Source organism: Microcoleus sp. BR0-C5 (assembly GCF_036705045.1).
GTDB lineage: Bacteria > Cyanobacteriota > Cyanobacteriia > Cyanobacteriales > Microcoleaceae > Microcoleus.
Window position 1 is genome coordinate 90524 of record NZ_JAUBTR010000013.1, and the last position, 17736, is coordinate 108259.

14 protein-coding genes and 1 riboswitch are annotated in these 17736 nt (G+C 46.2%); of the genes, 5 read left to right on the forward strand and 9 right to left on the reverse strand.

Features of this window, described 5'->3' with window-relative positions; translation table 11 throughout:
* Positions 1-317: 317 nt before the first annotated feature.
* The 3 genes from QUB08_RS08985 to QUB08_RS08995 all read right to left on the reverse strand — a co-directional run bounded on the left by QUB08_RS08985 (position 318) and on the right by QUB08_RS08995 (position 3337).
* Positions 318-701 (reverse strand): VanZ family protein, encoded by a 384-nt coding sequence (locus QUB08_RS08985; protein ID WP_333224406.1) that lies wholly within the window; start codon positions 699-701, stop codon positions 318-320.
* Between the two features lie 122 nt (positions 702-823).
* Entirely contained in the window at positions 824-2170 is a 1347-nt protein-coding gene (locus tag QUB08_RS08990) for a DUF3370 domain-containing protein (RefSeq protein WP_333224407.1), read from the reverse strand.
* A 243-nt stretch (positions 2171-2413) separates the two neighbouring features.
* Complete coding sequence (locus QUB08_RS08995) at positions 2414-3337, reverse strand: nucleoside hydrolase (protein WP_333224409.1); 924 nt, start codon at positions 3335-3337, stop codon at positions 2414-2416.
* Positions 3338-3415: 78 nt separating this feature from the next.
* On the opposite strand from QUB08_RS08995, the gene QUB08_RS09000 reads away from it, so the two are divergent.
* Together QUB08_RS09000 and QUB08_RS09005 are read left to right on the forward strand one after the other, a co-directional pair.
* Positions 3416-5359, forward strand: coding sequence for a S9 family peptidase (locus QUB08_RS09000; protein WP_333224410.1), 1944 nt, complete (start codon positions 3416-3418; stop codon positions 5357-5359).
* A gap of 236 nt (positions 5360-5595) precedes the next feature.
* Positions 5596-5814, forward strand: coding sequence for a hypothetical protein (locus QUB08_RS09005; protein ID WP_333224411.1), 219 nt, complete (start codon positions 5596-5598; stop codon positions 5812-5814).
* Between the two features lie 311 nt (positions 5815-6125).
* Here the strand turns inward: QUB08_RS09005 and QUB08_RS09010 are convergent, their stop codons facing one another.
* From QUB08_RS09010 to ntrB, 4 genes are all read right to left on the reverse strand, one after another.
* Positions 6126-6911, reverse strand: coding sequence for a universal stress protein (locus QUB08_RS09010; RefSeq protein ID WP_333224412.1), 786 nt, complete (start codon positions 6909-6911; stop codon positions 6126-6128).
* A gap of 46 nt (positions 6912-6957) precedes the next feature.
* Positions 6958-7797, reverse strand: a complete 840-nt coding sequence (locus QUB08_RS09015) for a nitrate ABC transporter ATP-binding protein (RefSeq protein ID WP_333224413.1) — start codon at positions 7795-7797, stop codon at positions 6958-6960.
* A 152-nt stretch (positions 7798-7949) separates the two neighbouring features.
* Positions 7950-9380 carry an ABC transporter substrate-binding protein gene (locus QUB08_RS09020; protein ID WP_333224414.1) on the reverse strand — a complete coding sequence of 477 codons (1431 nt, stop codon included), beginning with the start codon at positions 9378-9380 and terminating at the stop codon, positions 7950-7952.
* 117 nt (positions 9381-9497) lie between these two features.
* Complete coding sequence (ntrB, locus tag QUB08_RS09025; protein WP_333224415.1) at positions 9498-10346, reverse strand: nitrate ABC transporter permease; 849 nt, start codon at positions 10344-10346, stop codon at positions 9498-9500.
* 100 nt (positions 10347-10446) lie between these two features.
* A riboswitch (cyclic di-AMP (ydaO/yuaA leader) is annotated at positions 10447-10659 on the reverse strand.
* A gap of 169 nt (positions 10660-10828) precedes the next feature.
* Between ntrB and QUB08_RS09030 the strand changes: the two genes are divergently transcribed.
* On the forward strand, positions 10829-12022 hold the full coding sequence (locus tag QUB08_RS09030) for a sensor histidine kinase (protein WP_333224417.1): 1194 nt from the start codon (positions 10829-10831) through the stop codon (positions 12020-12022).
* Positions 12023-12122: 100 nt separating this feature from the next.
* Here QUB08_RS09030 and QUB08_RS09035 read toward each other — a convergent pair whose 3' ends face one another.
* Positions 12123-13460, reverse strand: coding sequence for an ArsB/NhaD family transporter (locus QUB08_RS09035; protein WP_333224418.1), 1338 nt, complete (start codon positions 13458-13460; stop codon positions 12123-12125).
* Between the two features lie 207 nt (positions 13461-13667).
* Between QUB08_RS09035 and QUB08_RS09040 the strand changes: the two genes are divergently transcribed.
* Together QUB08_RS09040 and QUB08_RS09045 are read left to right on the forward strand one after the other, a co-directional pair.
* Complete coding sequence (locus tag QUB08_RS09040; protein ID WP_333224419.1) at positions 13668-14951, forward strand: HAMP domain-containing sensor histidine kinase; 1284 nt, start codon at positions 13668-13670, stop codon at positions 14949-14951.
* A 34-nt stretch (positions 14952-14985) separates the two neighbouring features.
* Positions 14986-17172: a VWA domain-containing protein gene (locus tag QUB08_RS09045; RefSeq protein ID WP_333224421.1), complete on the forward strand. Its 2187-nt coding sequence runs from the start codon at positions 14986-14988 to the stop codon at positions 17170-17172.
* 82 nt (positions 17173-17254) lie between these two features.
* Here the strand turns inward: QUB08_RS09045 and QUB08_RS09050 are convergent, their stop codons facing one another.
* Positions 17255-17578, reverse strand: a complete 324-nt coding sequence (locus tag QUB08_RS09050) for a PEP-CTERM sorting domain-containing protein (protein WP_333224422.1) — start codon at positions 17576-17578, stop codon at positions 17255-17257.
* Positions 17579-17736: the final 158 nt, after the last annotated feature.

Sequence of the window (17736 nt, forward strand, 5' to 3'; positions counted from 1 at the left end):
GCTCCCGTTTATGCTACTCATATCTCTTTACCCGTGGGGGCAGAGTCACCATTGACAAAAGTTGCTGACACTCCTCAACCGATGCTCATTGCACCCTACAAACTTCCTTCTTCCTTCTTCCTTCTTCCTTCTATCCGTTACATCCGTTACATCCGTTACATCCGTTACAAAATCCGTTGCCGAACTTCCTTCTTCCTTCTATCCGTTACATCCGTTACATCCGTTACAAAATCCGTTGCCGAACTTCCTTCTTCCTGAAATCCGTTACATCCGTTACATCCGTTACAGAATCCGTTGCCGAACTTCCTTCTATATCATCAATGCCCTTTTTTTCTATCCCAAACTTCTCCAATCCAATAAAAAACTGCAATCCCGCAAAAACTATATAAAAAATCTTCAATACTAGCAGTACGATTTGGTAAAATCGCTTGCAGCATTTCTTCCGCAGCAGTGAACATAGTAAAAATTGCGGGCCCGAAAGGAATTGAATAATTAAACAAATTCATCTTTTTTTTTCCAGTTGCTCTATGGCACAAAAAAGAGGCTATTCCGTACAAAATAAAGTGGCCGAGTTTGTCATAAGGCGGATGAGCGAGAGGAAAGTTGACTAATTTCCCCGTACCTGCTAAAAGCATAATACTGAGAAGAATTAAAACGTACACAAAACAAGCAACTATCCAGAATTTTTTTGATAAGTTCATCTTTTTTTTGTCGATACCGACTAGACACAAACCAAGTCCGCGCAACGCCAAACTCGTCTCCAATCTGCTTAATTACCTATTGTATGTGTAGGCGTCTGCCTAGCAGTACCTGCCGCTCAAATTTAATTGGTTTTCACTGTCAAAACTTGCGGCGGCGACGCATCGGGCGGATAAATAAAATCCACTTCTACAAGCCGCTTTTCTCCCGATTTCATCTCTAATTTTACCAAAGGTTCCCCCTGCTGTCCTCGCCGCTGCACTAAATGCACGTAGCGAGTTTGAGGCACTTTATTGTCATCATTATAGCGCACTCTGACCGTCCCCCTAAAAAAAGTTTGAGGTGCCGGAGGTTCTAAAAAACTCAGTCCTCCTGAAGTTAATTTATCTGTCTTAATTGGAGTTTGAATCGCGACAGTTACAGTTTGATTGTTGCTGGTAGAATTGTACAGCGGCAAGCTGAGACTGTATTGAATTCCGTAATTGCCGTGGGCGCGGTATGCTGTATCTGGGTAGCGAACTAGCATCCTCGCACTTTGCACTTGATTTGTGCCCAGCATTCCGCGCGGGAGGCTGCTTAATGGGTAGGAAAATGCTGTTCCGGGTTGGGGAATTGCGAGGTTTGATGTGGCGGGGTTGTCGGAGAGAAGTGCTCGCCATTCTGAACCTAATGCTACACCGGCAACTCGGCCGTAAATTATTTGACCTTCGGTGATTTCGGGCGGTGTGGGAGTTCGATCGCGCGGCCCGGCTATATTACCATTGTCTAATAAGTTTTGCCATTCTGCTAAGTTGGGCGATCGCTCGTTTCCCTGTGCGTCAAGTCGGGCAAACATCGCCAGACTGGCAACATAGACTATACCATCGCTGCGTAACCGCATCAAGGTCGATCGACCGTTAAGCGGCGGTACCAATCCCCGCACCGGTATCGGATGATTCATCAACACTTGGCTTTTTCCCGGTGGAATAATTAACTGCGGCTCAAAGTCAGACTGTCTCCTTCCTCTGAGAATATCATTCACAGCGCGACTTCCCGGCCCCGCGTAAACATTACTGTTTAAATTATCGACTTGCGGCGGCAATTCAATAAAAGGCGCATCGGGTTGACTGAGATAACTCGCCGCTTGCAATATATCTAATGTTACAGGTTTATTGCCCGGATTATAAACAATTACTCCTTGATACAATGTTCGCAAATCTTCCGGCGAAGGTGCTTTGGCGATGTGGTGGGCAAAAATGTCGAAACGTCCTTGAAACGCAAAGTTTAAATGTGCTGCCGGAAATCTTTTACCATCCGGGGGAAATGTCGAAAGTAAAATTCCTTCTTGCAGCACTAATTCGGGACTGTTGCTGTTAAATACTGGTATGTTGTCTAACTGTCCGGGGAGAGGTCGCACTTCTTGGATTTGGAGGATTTCTTGAGGTGCGGGAGGGGTTTGGGCTAAGGGGATGATTGATATAATTGGCAGCATTTTTTGAGATGAGTTTTTTTTTACCGCAGAGGGCGCAGAGGGCGCAGAGGAAGAGAGGGAAGAGAAGAGGAGGTAAATCTTCGTGTCAGGGCGGGTTGTGTACGGAGATTTTGCCTACCAGTCGTAAGCTGTTGCGGCATTGAAATTGTCTGTCAAAAAAAAATAAAGTTTTGTGGGGTGGGCGTCCCGCCCGCCCTGAAGATACAATTTAAATGCGCGACAGCTTAGCCGATATTGTGATTTTTACCGCGCCCACTGTTGTAATATGTAATTGTAAAATTTTGCGGTGTCTACTTTATCCATTGCTTGAATTTTTCGCCCTCCATTTTTAACTTTTGTTCGTCCTTGGCTGATGCCTTCGGTAATAATTTCGGTTTGCCATTCTCGCAGTTGGTAAAATTCGGGATGCGCTAAATAAGCGGTTGCCAAAATGTCCCAAAAATAGTAATCTTGAGATATTGCTAGGGCATAACACTGTCCTGCTAAGTCGGAAATTGGATATTTGCGCTGTTTTGCTAAGAGATTGGAAAATTCTACAGTCAGCGGTACATTATTAGTAATATCTAAAGGACACATGACAACGGGAATTTGGGTTTGCCAAATTCTATCGATTGCTATCGGGTCCCAGTAAGCATTCCATTCCGCCGACATATCTTGTCCGGGTTCCATATCTTTGCTAACATTGCCGATAACATTGAGGGCGCCTCCCATCCAGACAATTTCTTGAATTTTGCTTTCAATTTCTGGCGCGATATCTAAAGCTTGCGCTACTGTTGTTAACGGCCCCGTTACCATTAATGTGACTGGTGCGGCTGCATCTTGCAAAACTCGCACCATAAAGTTTTGTCCGGGTTCTGATATTAACGGCGTGTCAATGGTTCCTTTTTCATTTAGAATGGGAAGTCGATCGACTGCAAAGGAATCTCGCCTAAATAACACCGGAAATGGGTTGAGTCCCCGCACCGTACTCGCCGCCACCGGAACTTCTGAACGCCCCATCAAATCAAGGATTTTGCGCGTTGCACTCACCGCCGGTTGAATGTAGCAGTCCGCAGGAGTTACAATTACTCCCAGAGTTTCGACTTCCTCCATTGTCATCAGCAACACGACGGAGAGATAGTCGTCAACTGCACCGTCGTGATCCATTAGTACGAATTTTTTGGACATTTTGCTTCCCGGTGACTGAATTACTGTAAACTACAAATATTAATTTTTTTGTTCGAGAATCACAACTGCCTCAACTATATGAATACAGTATCACCTTACGGCTCTTGGAAATCACCTATTTCTTCCGATTTAATTGTTTCTGGAACTATCGGACTCGGACAAATTACTATTGACGGCGATGATATTTATTGGGTTGAGGGAAGACCTTCGGAAGCGGGGCGAAGCGTCCTCGTGCGGCGCACTCCTGACGGTACAATCAACGACGTGACACCGCCTCCTTTTAATGTTCGCACTCGCGTTAACGAATACGGCGGCGCTGCTTTTGTAGTTGCTGGCAGTGTTGTCTATTTTTCTCATTTTGCCGACCAACGTATTTATACTCAAACATTAAATTCTCAACCAGAACCTCTGACACCTACTGCTAATTCTCGCTATGCAGATGCGATAGTTGACAAGCAAAGAAATCGCCTGATTTGCGTGCGCGAAGACCATGCAGGTGAGGGCGAACCTGTCAATACTATTGTTAGCATTAATTTAGATAACGGCGCAGATATTCAAATCTTAACTCAAGGCAATGATTTTTATGCTTCCCCTCGTTTGAGTCCCGACGGTTCTCTACTTTCCTGGATTTGTTGGAACCATCCCAATATGCCGTGGGATGGCACAGAATTGTGGGTAGCAGAAATTAATGCTGACGGTTCTTTAGGTAAACAATACTTAGTTGCTGGCGGGATTGAGGAGTCTATTTTTCAACCGGAATGGTCGCCCGATGGAGTTTTGTATTTTGTTTCTGACAAGTCGAACTGGTGGAATTTCTATAGAACCGTCAATCCCCGCTTGCCGAGGGAACAGCAAGAGGTTGAACCTCTGTGCGAAATGGCGGCTGAATTCGGACTTCCTCAGTGGGTTTTTGGAATGTCTACTTATGCCGTTGTCTCGGAAAGCAAAATTATTTGCACCTACACTCAGCAAGGCCTGTGGTATTTAGCGAGTCTTGATTTAAGGACAAAGCAGTTGACAACAATTGAAACGCCTTACACTGATATTTCGTCGGTCAAAGCGCGGGGAGAAACAGTTGTTTTTCTGGCAAGTTCGCCGACTGAATCTACTGCTATTGTACAACTGCATTTAGCAACAAGCCAACTAGAAATCTTGCGTAAATCAAGCAATTTAAGCGTCAATCCGGGTTATCTTTCTGTACCGGAACCGATTGAATTCCCCACGGAAAACAATTTGACTGCTTTCGGTTTCTTCTATCCTCCGAAAAATCAAGATTTCGCAGCACCTGCCGGTGAAAAACCGCCGCTTGTCGTCAAAAGTCACGGCGGCCCAACTGCTGCTACTTCTAGCAGCATGAATTTGAAAATTCAATATTGGACGAGTCGCGGTTTTGCCGTGCTCGATGTTAATTACGGCGGCAGCACCGGTTACGGCCGAGAATACAGAAAAAGACTGCAAGATAGTTGGGGAATTGTCGATGTTGACGACTGCGCTAATGGTGCTAAATATTTAGCTCAAAAAGGTTTAGTTGATGGCGAAAGAATGGCGATCGCCGGAGGCAGTGCAGGGGGGTACACTACTCTGTGCGCTCTGACTTTCCGCGATGTGTTTAAGGCCGGTGCGAGCTATTATGGAGTTAGCGATTTGGAAGCTTTGGCAACGGATACTCACAAGTTTGAAGCGCGCTATCTGGATGGATTAATCGGGCCTTATCCTGAAAGAAAAGATTTGTATGTAGCTCGTTCGCCGATTCATTCCGCCGAACGTTTATCTTGTCCGGTTATCTTTTTTCAAGGATTAGAAGATAAAGTGGTTCCGCCTAATCAAGCGGAAATGATGGTAGAGATATTGAAAGCTAAAGGTTTGCCGGTTGCTTATGTTGCTTATGAAGGCGAACAGCACGGTTTTCGGCGCGCTGAAAATATCAAAAGAACTCTTGACGGCGAATTCTATTTCTATTCGCGGGTGTTTAAGTTTGAGTTAGCTGAACCTGTGGAAGAAGTGGTGATTTTCAATCTTTAGAAAACATTAAGTTTGCAGTTGCTCGGTCTTCCCTAAAACGCACCTGCAACCCATACCATAATTCGCAATCTTTTAATGTGATTTACTTCACAAATTTGGCTGTTTACTATCACAAATTTGGCTGTTTATTGTCACACCTTTAAAGGTAATACAGCTCTAAATTTTGAGAGTGCGATCGCCTTTTGTTGCCGCAAAAACGCCCGATCGCGCAATCGTCGAATTCAGACTTAATCGCTATGCTAACTCCTATCCACCTGATTCCATCTGCTTTGGCCGAGCTGTTTGCCGAAGTGAATCATAATGGCTACATTACTCTAGCCGATCGGTACGGTTTGATGGCTGCTATTTTTGACGAAAATTTGACGGAGGAAGACAAACGCTCGATCGATCGGCTCCTGCGCTCTGTGTGCCGGGGAAGAATAAAATTAGTTAACGAATTGTCTATGATCAGGTAAGTGCCAAGAATTTTTATTGACGGTAATATTAAAAATCTCCACAATCAAAAAAGTCCTAATTGTCTCATAATTAGGACTTCGAGCGAGGAAACCATCTTTAATTCTTGATGAATATAGAACTTACCCAAAACAATGTTGGGCGCGCCAATTATAGTCGTAGGGTGCGCTGCACCTTACATACAGCACTTCCGGCTATTATGAAGCACAGTTTTACTCGTATCCCTTTCCTGTCTTAACTTTCGATACTGTCTGCGTACCTCATAGCAGCCGGAAGTGCTGTAATTAGATTCTGGCCCAACGAGTAAATAAGTTTAACGTGCAGGTATAGTTGTCGCCCACTGTAACTTGCTCAAACTTTCTTCAGGCTGAAAATCCATCTGATAGCTGAGTGCCGAAGGAATCCCGAGTACGCAGCACGGAAAATTATTGCCTAGTTCCCTAACCAGCCGATGGTTGCCAGAACCACAGCCCAAAAACAGTAAATTTGCTGATTCTAATTCAACCACATTTCTCAGTTCTGTAGCAACCCGCCCAATGCGTAAATGAGCTTTGAATAAACCGCGCCACTCCTCAGCCAAACAGCGCGCTTGCCACAGCAACTTATCTGCTACCTCGTACTCATTATTTTGACAATAAATTTCTTGGAAATAATGCGGATCTATCCAAGTTTTTTGCTGGGATACCGATGGGATTTCGGTTGAACAAGCGAGCCCAGGTGCTGCACAATTAAGGGCGAATGTTTCCTCTAAATCAGACACTTTCTGCTGTGCAGCCAAGGCATTTGCTACAGCCAATTTGCAAGTATCTTCGCGGTCACTTTTTGACGATTCGTCGATTACGTAGACGACTTGAACCGTGACTTCTTTAGTTGTTACTAAACGAGTTTGATGCGCCATCCAAAGGGTAATATCCAGAGCTATTTGACTTTGGGGAGAACTGTTATAGCCGACAATAAAATTGATTGTTTTTGCCTGTTTTGGAGATTTGGATTTCTTAGAAACTGGTAATGTTGGCTCCGGCAGCAACACCATTTCTTCTGCTAAATTTTGATATCCCAATGCACTTTCAAAACGCGCTAACATGGTTTTGAGCTTCACAGGCTTGACCTCTCTTAAGTGAATTGTTTGGTCTGTCCGTCGGGCGTTATTCGTCTTGGGTAAAGTAGCGATCGAGAAAATTCAAAGCATAGTTGCGGAGTTCGTAATACTCCTGGGATTCCCGCAACTCTTGGCGATCGCGCGGGCGCGCAAACGGCACTGACAAAATTTCACCTATCGTCGCAGCCGGGCCGTTTGTCATCAGCACAATGCGATCGGACATATAGATAGCTTCATCCACATCGTGAGTAATCATCATTGCAGCTTGTCTGTGATTTTCCCAGATGTCCAGCACCTGTTTCTGCAACTTGCCGCGAGTCAGAGCATCCAGCGCTCCAAACGGTTCGTCCATTAATAACATTTTCGGTCGAATCGCCAAAGCTCGCGCAATCCCAACCCGCTGTTTCATGCCCCCTGAAATTTCGTCTGGATATTTATCGGCTGCTGCTGTTAAGTTTACCATTGCTAGGTGTTCGTTGACAAGACTAATCTTCTCGGAACGGCTAAGACTTTGCAAAACTTCATCAACGGCCAGCCGAATATTTTCCCGCACCGTCAGCCAAGGCAGCAATCCGTAGTGCTGAAATACCATCATGCGATCGGCTCCGGGTTTGCGAATTTCTTTTCCTTCCAGTGTCACCATTCCCCCGCTCTGTTTTTCCAAACCAGCCACTATTTTGAGCAGCGTTGATTTGCCACAGCCAGAGTGACCGATTACCGAAATAAATTCGTTTTCTCCAATACTTAAATTGATATTTTCCAAGACGCTAAATTCTGTACCGGCAGCATTTTTATACGACTTGAACAAGTTGTTAATTTCCAGAAATTCAGGCTGCTTCTTGACTTGGCTGCTGGCTTCGAGAGAAGTAGAAAAGTATTGAGTCACGGTATTCTCCTAAAAAGTAGTAAAGTGTTAATTTGATTTTCTGGCGGTTGCGTAATTCCTAAAATCTTTTAGTCGGTTTCAACCGACTTTAGCTATTAGCCGAGGAATTCATTCCCTGGCGGGACATTAGGAAAAGCGAAACATCTCAAACATTAAGACTGAAAAAAAGACTGAGGGCGGTTGGCTCGAATTTCAAAACTATTCAAATAACCCACCGGATCGCTAGGATCGAATGCCTTTTTATCAATAAAAAGTTCCGCAGGTTCCACTTGGTAATCCTCCTGGGGACAATCGATCGCCATTTCGGCAACAATCTTGCGGTAAAGGTCTGTTTTCCAAGCTTTTTTAGCTAATTCCTCAGCATTTTTTGGAACTTCTTTAATCTGTCCCCAGCGAGCGGCTTGAGTCATCAACCAAATACTCTGAGACTGCCACATAAATGTTGAATGATTTCCCGGTATTTGAGGCAAATTCTTAGGAATGTCATAGAAAATAGTTGCATCTTCCGATTGTATGGTGCGGTCTTTTTCGTCAAACCCTCCATAGTTGTAGTCGCCAACTATTGCCGGTCGCGTAAATTTGTCGATCGCCCCTTTTTTCGGTTTCGCCCCCGTAAACGATCGCTCAGTCAGCAGCGCCGATATTTCATTGCGATTTTCCGGCTTGCTGCAATACTGACAAGCTTCCACCATTGCCTTAACCAGCGAGTAATAAGTCTTCGGATTTTCATCAATGAAAGATTGCATTACTCCCAAAAGGCGATCGGGATGTCCCAGCCAAACTTCCTTGCCTTGCACAAATGTAAAACCCACTCCCAAATTGCCTTGAATTGCCCGCGTATTCCAAGGTTCTGCCACCATGTAAGCCTGCATGGCGCCAATCCTGATGTTCGTTACCATCTGCGGTGGCGGCACAATAATTACCCGAAATTCTTTCAACGGATCGACACCCGCAGCCGCCGATATGTAGCGGACAAAGTATTCGTAAATCGCAGAACTCAGAACCACTGCCCAAACCCTGTTTTCTGGTGGCTGACTGTCAAAAAAGGCTCGAAATTGTTTGCCAAATTCTTCCAAATTGCCGTTGTATTCGCGCCACGGGCGCAAACCGAAATCCCACATAGCTTTGTTCATCGTCATGGCGTTGCCGTGGCGGTGAATTGTCATGGCGGCGCACAGGGGTGCGTGGCGCGCTCCTTCGGCGCCAATTCGGGCGTTTGTGACAGCACCGGATACGACTGGGGAGGCGTCGAGGCGGCCGAAGATTAGGCCGTCGCGGGAGGTGGCCCAGCTTGCTTCGCGGTTGAGTTTGACGTTTAAACCGTATTTGCGGAAAAAGCCTTTTTTCCAGGCGATCGCAAATGGTGCACAATCGTTAACCGGCACGTATCCTACGGTTAAATTTGGTTTTTCTAAGGTTCGGAAATCGACAACCGGCTTTACCGCTTCGGCTTCTTCTGTGAGCCCTTTTGCCGATCGATCCGCGCTAATTCCACAACCAGATAAAGCCATTCCCGCCGCCGCCGATCCCATTCCTTGCAAAAACTCTCGGCGCTTCCATTCCTTGGAAAACTTGTCACTCATATTTAATTTGACTAATGACTGTTGACTGTTGACTGTTGACTGTTGACTGTTAACTGTTGACTGTTAACTGTTGACAACTGACAACTGCTTTCCTAACAACTGCAAACTGCAAACTGACTAATGATTAATGACCGATCGATGCGTTACTAATTCCTGAACTTTGTCAACTGCAGCGTCGAGCAACAATCCAGTTAAGCCAATTACAAACACCGCTAAAAACACCGAACTCAGGTTCAAACGGCTCCACTCATCCCAGACAAAAAAGCCAATTCCCACACCGCCTGTCAGCATTTCCACCGCCACAATCACTAGCCAAGCAATCCCCAAACTAATCCGTAAACCTGTAAAAATGTATGGCAAACTCGCAGGCCAAATTATCTTGGTAATCCGCCTCCAGCGCGGCATTTCCAACACTCGCGCCACATCCAGATAATCCTTGGAAACGCTAGCAACTCCCAAAGCTGTGTTGATAATTGTCGGCCACAAAGACGTGATGAAGATGACAAAAATTGCCGAGGGTTCTGCTAAATTAAAAATCGATAAAGCTATCGGCAGCCAAGCTAGCGGCGACACGGGTTTGAAGATTTGAATCAGCGGATTTAGCGCCATCATTGCCGGTTTCGACATCCCGATCAGAAATCCCACGGGAATCGCAACTGCTGCACCCAGGAAAAATCCCACTAACACCCGTCGCAAACTCGCTATCAGCAGCCAGCCAATGCCTAAATCTCCAGGCCCGCGCTGGTAAAATGGATGCAATATGTAATCTAAATTAGCGATTAACGCCTGATAAGGAGTGGGAATCAAATCGCTGTTGAAGCTGGCAACAATCCACCACAAGCCAAGAATTCCCAAAAAACCCGCAGCAGGTAACAAAACAGCATCTCGGATGACAACGGGTTTTACCCGCTTCCACGCTGCAACTCCTGCAACTGCGATCGCAGATAAATTAAGCTGTATGAACATTTCAATCTCCTTCAGAGTCAGGGCAGGTACAAGAATCTTGAACAATACCAACCTGAGACACTGACGAAGCCAAAATATCTTTTTCAGAACATTTGGCTTTTCAGTCTCTTCTCAATGCCTGCGAAGTTAGCTGACGGGCTAGGACTGAGAGATGTCCTTCTCTAGAGACTTCAAAATCAAAAACTACACTCAAATTTGGCAATTTTTAACTTTGCTTTTTCATTCTGTAGAGATTCGCCCCGAAAATTGGTTCCTCCGCTCCAGCCAAACGCTTGGTTTTATCGCGCAGTGCTGGATTAGGCTTGACTTTTTAAGCCAATTTAACACAAAATATCACGATAATTTAATTTTGTCTATATGTCTTTGGGAGTAGCTATTGGCGATCGGCAGATCCCAAAAGTTGAGAGAAAATTCAAAAAGTTAATTATTAAACTAACCTAGAGATATAAAATACGATCGCTTACTTGATTTCTATAAAAGCAATGATAGATTTTAGCCAAGCGCTACAAGATAAAATTGATATAATTACCGAAAACTGGATCGAAGCTGTTCGCGGCGACGATAAAATCGACACCGCCAAGCAACTCACCTACACTTCCGTGCGCGACAGCCTTCCCATCGTACTGCAAGCGATCGTAACTATGCTGTCCGAATCAGAAGACAGCGACCTTCGGACAGTCATACAAGAAAGTTTAGAACACGGGACTGTCAGGGCCGGGCAAGGCTACGATGCCGCAGAAATTGCGCGGGAATACCGCTTGCTGCGGAGGGTAATTTTCGATGCTTTAGAGCCTGAATTGCTAAAAGGCTCAGCCGCTGAAGTGAACCGAGCTTATCGCTTAATTGACGCTGCCCTCGACGAAGCAATTGCTGACTGTTTTCAAACCTATACCCAGGCAAGATTCCAAGAACTACAGGAGTTGCAAAACCAATTGCAACTTACAAATCAAGAGCTGACTCGCTTACTTCGCGCCAGTCAAGAGAATATATCTCACTTAGCTCACGAATTGAAAACCCCCCTCACCTCTATTATTGGCTACTCACAATTGTTTTTGCGCCAAATAAACAATCCTAGAGTTAAAGATTCGGCTCCCAATTTGGCACATATTGATAAAGTCCTCAACAACGGCAGACTATTACTTAGATTAATTAACGATACTCTTGAAATCTCGCGGTACGACACGGGACGCATAAAATTGCAGCTAAGTGCCACAAATGTGCGATCGGCTATCCTCACTGTTGTCGAAATAATCGAGCCTTTGGCCAAAGCAAAAAATTTAGAGATCGCCCTTGAGTGCGATCCGGTTCTCGATCAAGTTATCACCGATTACTTGCGCTTGCAGCAAATTATCACCAACTTGGCGAGCAACGCCATTCGCTACACCCAAGCTGGTACTATTACCATAAAAACCGAATTATTGTCAGACAAACATTGGAGTATCTGCATCACCGATACAGGAATTGGCATTGCTTCAGAAGACTGCGATCAGATTTTTCAGCCATTTTTTCGGGCCAACAACTCGCTGGGTTCTTTGATTCCTGACAGTACCGGCTTAGGGCTAGCAATTGTCGCTCGATTAGTCAACCTCTTGCAAGGTAAAATCGAATTAGTTTCTGAAGTAGGAGTTGGCACCTCCTTCACTGTAATTTTTCCCTTAGAATTGGATGGAGTTTAGATGCTTTAGTATTACCAACCAATTTTTCTTCCCTCTTCCCTCTTCCTGAAATCCGTTACATCCGTTACACCCGTCGAGCGAATCCGTTGCCGAACTTCCTTCAAATCAGAAACCGAATAGTTACATAAACAGCTGCAGCTACCAATTGCAGCGCCATCACAGGAAGCCCGTAACGCAGAAAAGTTTGAAAAGAAATCCGGCGCCCGTGCTGCTCGGAAATTCCCGCCGCCACTATATTAGAAGAAGCTCCTACCAAAGTGCCATTTCCACCTAAAGTTGCTCCATACATCATCGCATAAAACAGGGGCAGCACAGCAGGTGGAAACTGCCCTGCAAAATCCGGCGCCAGCACTTCAGCCGGTGCAAGCCCGACATTGACAACATACTGTTTTAGCAGCGGCACCATTGCCACTACCAACGGAATATTTGGCACCACGCTCGACATCAAACCCACAAAAAATAACAAAACTAAAGAACCTAGAAAAATATTTTTACCTAAAATTACTGCTAATATTCCAGATATATTGCCGATTACTCCGGTTTTTTCCAAGCCGCCAATCAGCACAAAGATAGACATAAAAAATAGCAGCGTGCTCCAATCTAAATCCCGCAAAATATTATTAACAGAATCAATTTGGGAATGGTGAGCTAAAAGCATTGCCAAAGCAGCCCCCAACAAAGCAACCGCTGCCGGTGAGATAGGCACGGGCAGAGACTCTCCTATTACAAAAAATGTCAGGACGAAAGCTATAATTAAGCCACCTACTGCTAAAACTCGCGGGTGATTGATTTTTGGGCGCGGCAAATGTTCCAAATCGTCTAAGTTCTTGTGCCAAATTTCGCGGAACAGCCAAGGCAACATAACTACTATCACTACTACTGCGATCGCCCCGCCCAAACTTAACTTTATCAGGTAATCTGCAAAGCTCATGTTAATAGCATCGCCAACAATGAATGTCGCCGGATCGCCCACGATTGTCAGCAGTCCCGAACTGTTAGCCACAAATACCATTAAAATCAGTAACGGCACAAAATCTACCCCGACTTCTTCTGCCATTGGTGGAATTAATGGTGCTAGCAGCATGACTGTCGTGGCATTGGGCAAAACTGCACAAATTGGCGTAGTAATCGCGACAATGCCCAGCAAGAGATTTTTGCCTTTGCCTTTCGCCAAAAGCACCATTTGAGTTGCCAAGTATTCAAATACTTTGGTAGGCTCAAAGGCTCTCACCATTACCATGACTCCGAAGAATAAGCCCAGCGTGGCGTGACTGCGACCGATATATTCGATCGCGTTGTTTAACGTCATCACGTGGGTAAAAACCAGAATCACCGCTCCCAGAAATGCCGCAACTGTGAGGTGTATCCATTCTGTAATTATTAAGAAAATTACACATATAAATGTTGCCGTAGCGATCACAGCTTGCACGTTTTCCATTTAGTCCCCTGACAAAATTAAAACTTAAAAATTAAAAAGTCTCGGTTTGAGTGAATATACTACTTTATGGCTATTCTGTCAATAAATTTAAGTGCTGATTTTTGCAGCAACAAGCTGGGATCTACTCATCAAGAGAGATCCGGCACAGGCCAAAAATTACCTCAAAACTACTTCTTTTAGCAGGGTCGCGATCGCCCGAAGTTTGGTATGGCGATCGGGCGATCGCTCAACTACAATGAAGCATGGGCAATCTCTGCCAAACTCAACCCCCACGCAGACATCATGGACTACAGCCAAGTGCTCGCCGACAAAACCGATACTATCGTCAAAAACTGGATTGAAGCAGTTCGTCAGGATCGGAAAATTGAAACCGCTGACGGCTTACCGCACTCAGCAATCGAAAATCACATACCTCACCTGCTGGCGGCGATGGCAACAGTGCTTTCCCAATATCAAAACAGCGACATAAAACTAATAATAGAAGCCAGTTTAGATCACGGATTTCTCAGAGCCGAACAAGGCTACGATGCCGCAGAAGTAGCCCGCGAATACCACTTATTGCGTCAAGTAATATTCTCGCATTTAGAATCAGAATTGCTAGCAGGAACCCCCGCCGACGTATTCAGAGCTTTTCGGCTGATAGATGCCGTAGTAGACGAAGCAATTGCCCAGTGTTTCAACAGCTACGTCGCTCAGAGGCTGCGGGAACTTCAACAAATCCAAACTCAGTTAAAACTCACCAATCAAGAACTCGCTCGCCTCGTCAGCGTCAATCAAGAACACGTCTACCATTTAGCTCACGAACTCAAAACTCCTCTCAACTCCATTATTGGTTATTCCGAACTGTTTTTGCGCCAAGAAAAATGGCAATCTGAAATCAAAGATACCCTCCCCGGCATCGAACACATCGAGCGAGTATTACGCAACGGCAGACAGTTGCTTCGCATGATTAATGACACACTAGAACTTTCTCGTGCCAATGCCGGAAAAATTAAACTTAACCTGCAGCGAACTAATGTACAATCTGTAATTAACACCGTAGTAGAAATGATGCAGCCAATTGCTGATGCTAAAGGACTCAAGCTCGCTGTTACCAGCGACGGCGCCCCAACACAAGTAATCTCCGACTCTGGGCGGCTGCAACAAATTCTGATCAACCTGCTGAGCAATGCCATTCGCTATACAGAATCTGGTAGCATTGAATTAAGTTGCTACCCTGCTGGACAAGCAAATTGGGCGATCGCAATTAGAGATACCGGCGTTGGCATCGCCCCTGAAGATACAAACCGCATCTTTGACCCCTTCTTTCAAGCAGGAGAAGCAGGCAAACAGCTCTTTCCCGCCGAAGGCACTGGCCTGGGATTAGCAATAGTATCGCGACTCGTCTCCCTGCTGCAAGGCAAAATCGAGTTAGTATCAGAAATAGGAGTCGGCTCAACTTTTACCGTGATTCTGCCCCAAGAAGTTAAAATACTCCAAGAAGTAAGTTAAACATTAAGTTCAAATTTTTACATCCGAAAATCCTATGCCTGCAGCCAACCTTAGCCCTTCCACCACAGCCTTTCCCCTCACCGCCGTAGTCGGGCAAGAAGCCATCAAATTAGCCCTGCTGTTAGCAGCAGTCGATCCCGGATTGGGAGGAGTTGCGATCGCAGGCCGCCGCGGCACAGCAAAATCAGTAATGGCCCGCGCCTTGCACTCCTTACTGCCACCCATTGAAATTGTTAAAGATTCTTTTTGCAACGCCGAACCTAATGAAATTATTGCAGAACAGGCATCAGGCTTGTTACCAGAAAATGGCGGGCAAAATGCCCACACCACCGATACTAATTCCCCAAATACAGAAATAATTCCCACACCATTCATTCAAATTCCTTTGGGTGTCACCGAAGACAGACTCTTAGGTTCCGTCGATGTCGAACAATCAGTAAAATTCGGCCAAACCGTATTTCAACCCGGACTCTTAGCCCAAGCAAATCGAGGCGTACTTTATGTAGACGAAATTAACCTCCTCGACGACAACATTTCCAACCAATTGCTAACAGTATTAACCGAAGGACGCAACCAAATAGAGCGCGAAGGCATTAGCTTCCAACACCCCTGCAAACCTCTATTTATCGCCACCTACAACCCCGAAGAAGGGCCGCTGAGAGAACATTTGCTCGATCGCATCGCGATCGTACTTTCAGCCGACGCAGCACTCGAAATAGAAGAAAGAGTCTATGCAGTAGAACAAGCTTTATCCTACTCCCGATCCCCCCAAGAATTTCTAAATCAATACAGCGAAGACACCGACAACCTCAAAACCCAAATCATCCTAGCCAGAGAATGGCTCAAAGATGTCAGCATTAAACGCGAACAAATTGCCTACCTAGTAGAAGAAGCCATCCGGGGCGGCGTTCAAGGACACCGCGCCGAAATATTCGCAGTCCGCGTCGCCAAAGCCGCCGCCGCCATCGAAGGACGCACAGAAGTTAACGCCGAAGACCTGCGCCGCGCCGTAGAATTAGTCATCGTACCCCGCGCCACCATCATCCAAACTCCCCCCGACGAAAACTCTCCTCCTCCTCCCCCCCCACCGCCTCCTCAAAAGCAGTCAGAACAAGAACAAGACGAACCAGAAAACGAGCAAGAAGACGAAGAAGACCAAGACGATGAAGACAACCCGGAACCTGAAGAAGAACCAGAAAAAGATACCATTCCCGAAGAATTTCTCTTCGACCCCGAAGGAGTAATTCTCGACCCCAGCGTGCTTTTCTTCGCCCAAGCCGCCAACCGCCAAGGCAAATCTGGCAGTAGAAGCACCATTTTCTCCGAAGATAGAGGCCGTTACGTCAAGCCAGTATTACCCAAAGGCCCCGTCCGCCGCATCGCCGTTGACGCCACCCTCAGAGCCGCCGCACCCTACCAAAAAGCCCGTCGCGACAGGAATTCTAACCCCCCCCAACCCCCCCTTGCTAAGGGGGGGCAACAGGCAAGTCAACCTCCCCTTAGCAAGGGGGGGCAAGGGGCAAGTCAACCTCCCCTTAGCAAGGGGGGGCAAGGGGGGGTTCAGCGCCGTGTATTTGTGGAACAGGGAGACATTCGGGCGAAGCGCTTGGCCAGAAAAGCTGGAGCTTTAGTCGTCTTTGTCGTCGATGCCTCCGGTTCGATGGCCCTCAACCGAATGCAGTCAGCCAAAGGTGCAGTCATGCAGCTACTCACAGAAGCTTATCAAAGCCGCGACCAAGTTGCTCTCATTCCCTTTCGCGGAGAACAAGCAGAAGTGCTGCTACCGCCGACTCGCTCCATAGCCTTGGCCCGCAAGCGTTTGGAACGTTTGCCCTGCGGTGGCGGTTCCCCCCTGGCCCACGGTTTGACTCAAGCAGTGCGGGTGGGAGTCAACGCGCGGCAGTCTGGAGATATCGGTCAAGTTGCGATTGTCGCCATTACCGACGGACGCGGTAATATTCCTTTGGCTCGTTCTTTGGGCGAACCGATTGTAGATGGAGAAAAGCCTGATATTAAAAAGGAATTGTTAGAAATTGCTGCGAAAATTCGCGGGTTAGGAATGCAGTTGCTGGTGATTGATACCGAGAGCAAGTTTATTTCGACTGGCTTTGCGAAGGAATTGGCCAAGACTTCTGGAGGGAAATACTATCACTTGCCGAAAGCTACCGAACAGTCGATCGCAGCTATGACTAAAAATGCTCTGCGCGACGCGATCGGCTAAAATCCTGATATCCCGATTTATCTGCGATTATCCGCGTGTATCTGCGGTTAAAAATCCAAAAATTAGACTTTGAGCAAAAAGTCTAATTTTTAACTCTCACTTTCCGGCGAGTCAGCGCCAGCGAACCCGCAACTAAACCCAACCCTACCACCGCCGAAGGCTCAGGAATTCTTGCCGGGAGAGGCTCCGGCTTTCCCGGCCCCCGGGTCGGGGTTCCAGAATTTCCGTGGGTGAATTGCTCGGTATTCTTAGCCAGCAGCAAATTTTCTGAACCCTGCCCTGAAGTAGCGGTATAAACGGCTCGGAAATTAGCTGCAACGGCCGCTTGACCGCCGGAAATAACGGCGACAGCCAATAAAATTCCGGCTGTAGATGGCAATAATTTGCGCTCAAAAAATGTGGGCATGGGACATTACCTATTTAGCAGTTTGTCGATAGAACTCGATTTATTCATTAATTTTCCCGGCATCCTCTGTCTGAGCTACCTTCTGAGCTACCTTCTGAGCTACCTTCTGAGCTACCTTCTGAGCTACCTTCTGAGCTACCTTCTGAGCTACCTTCTGA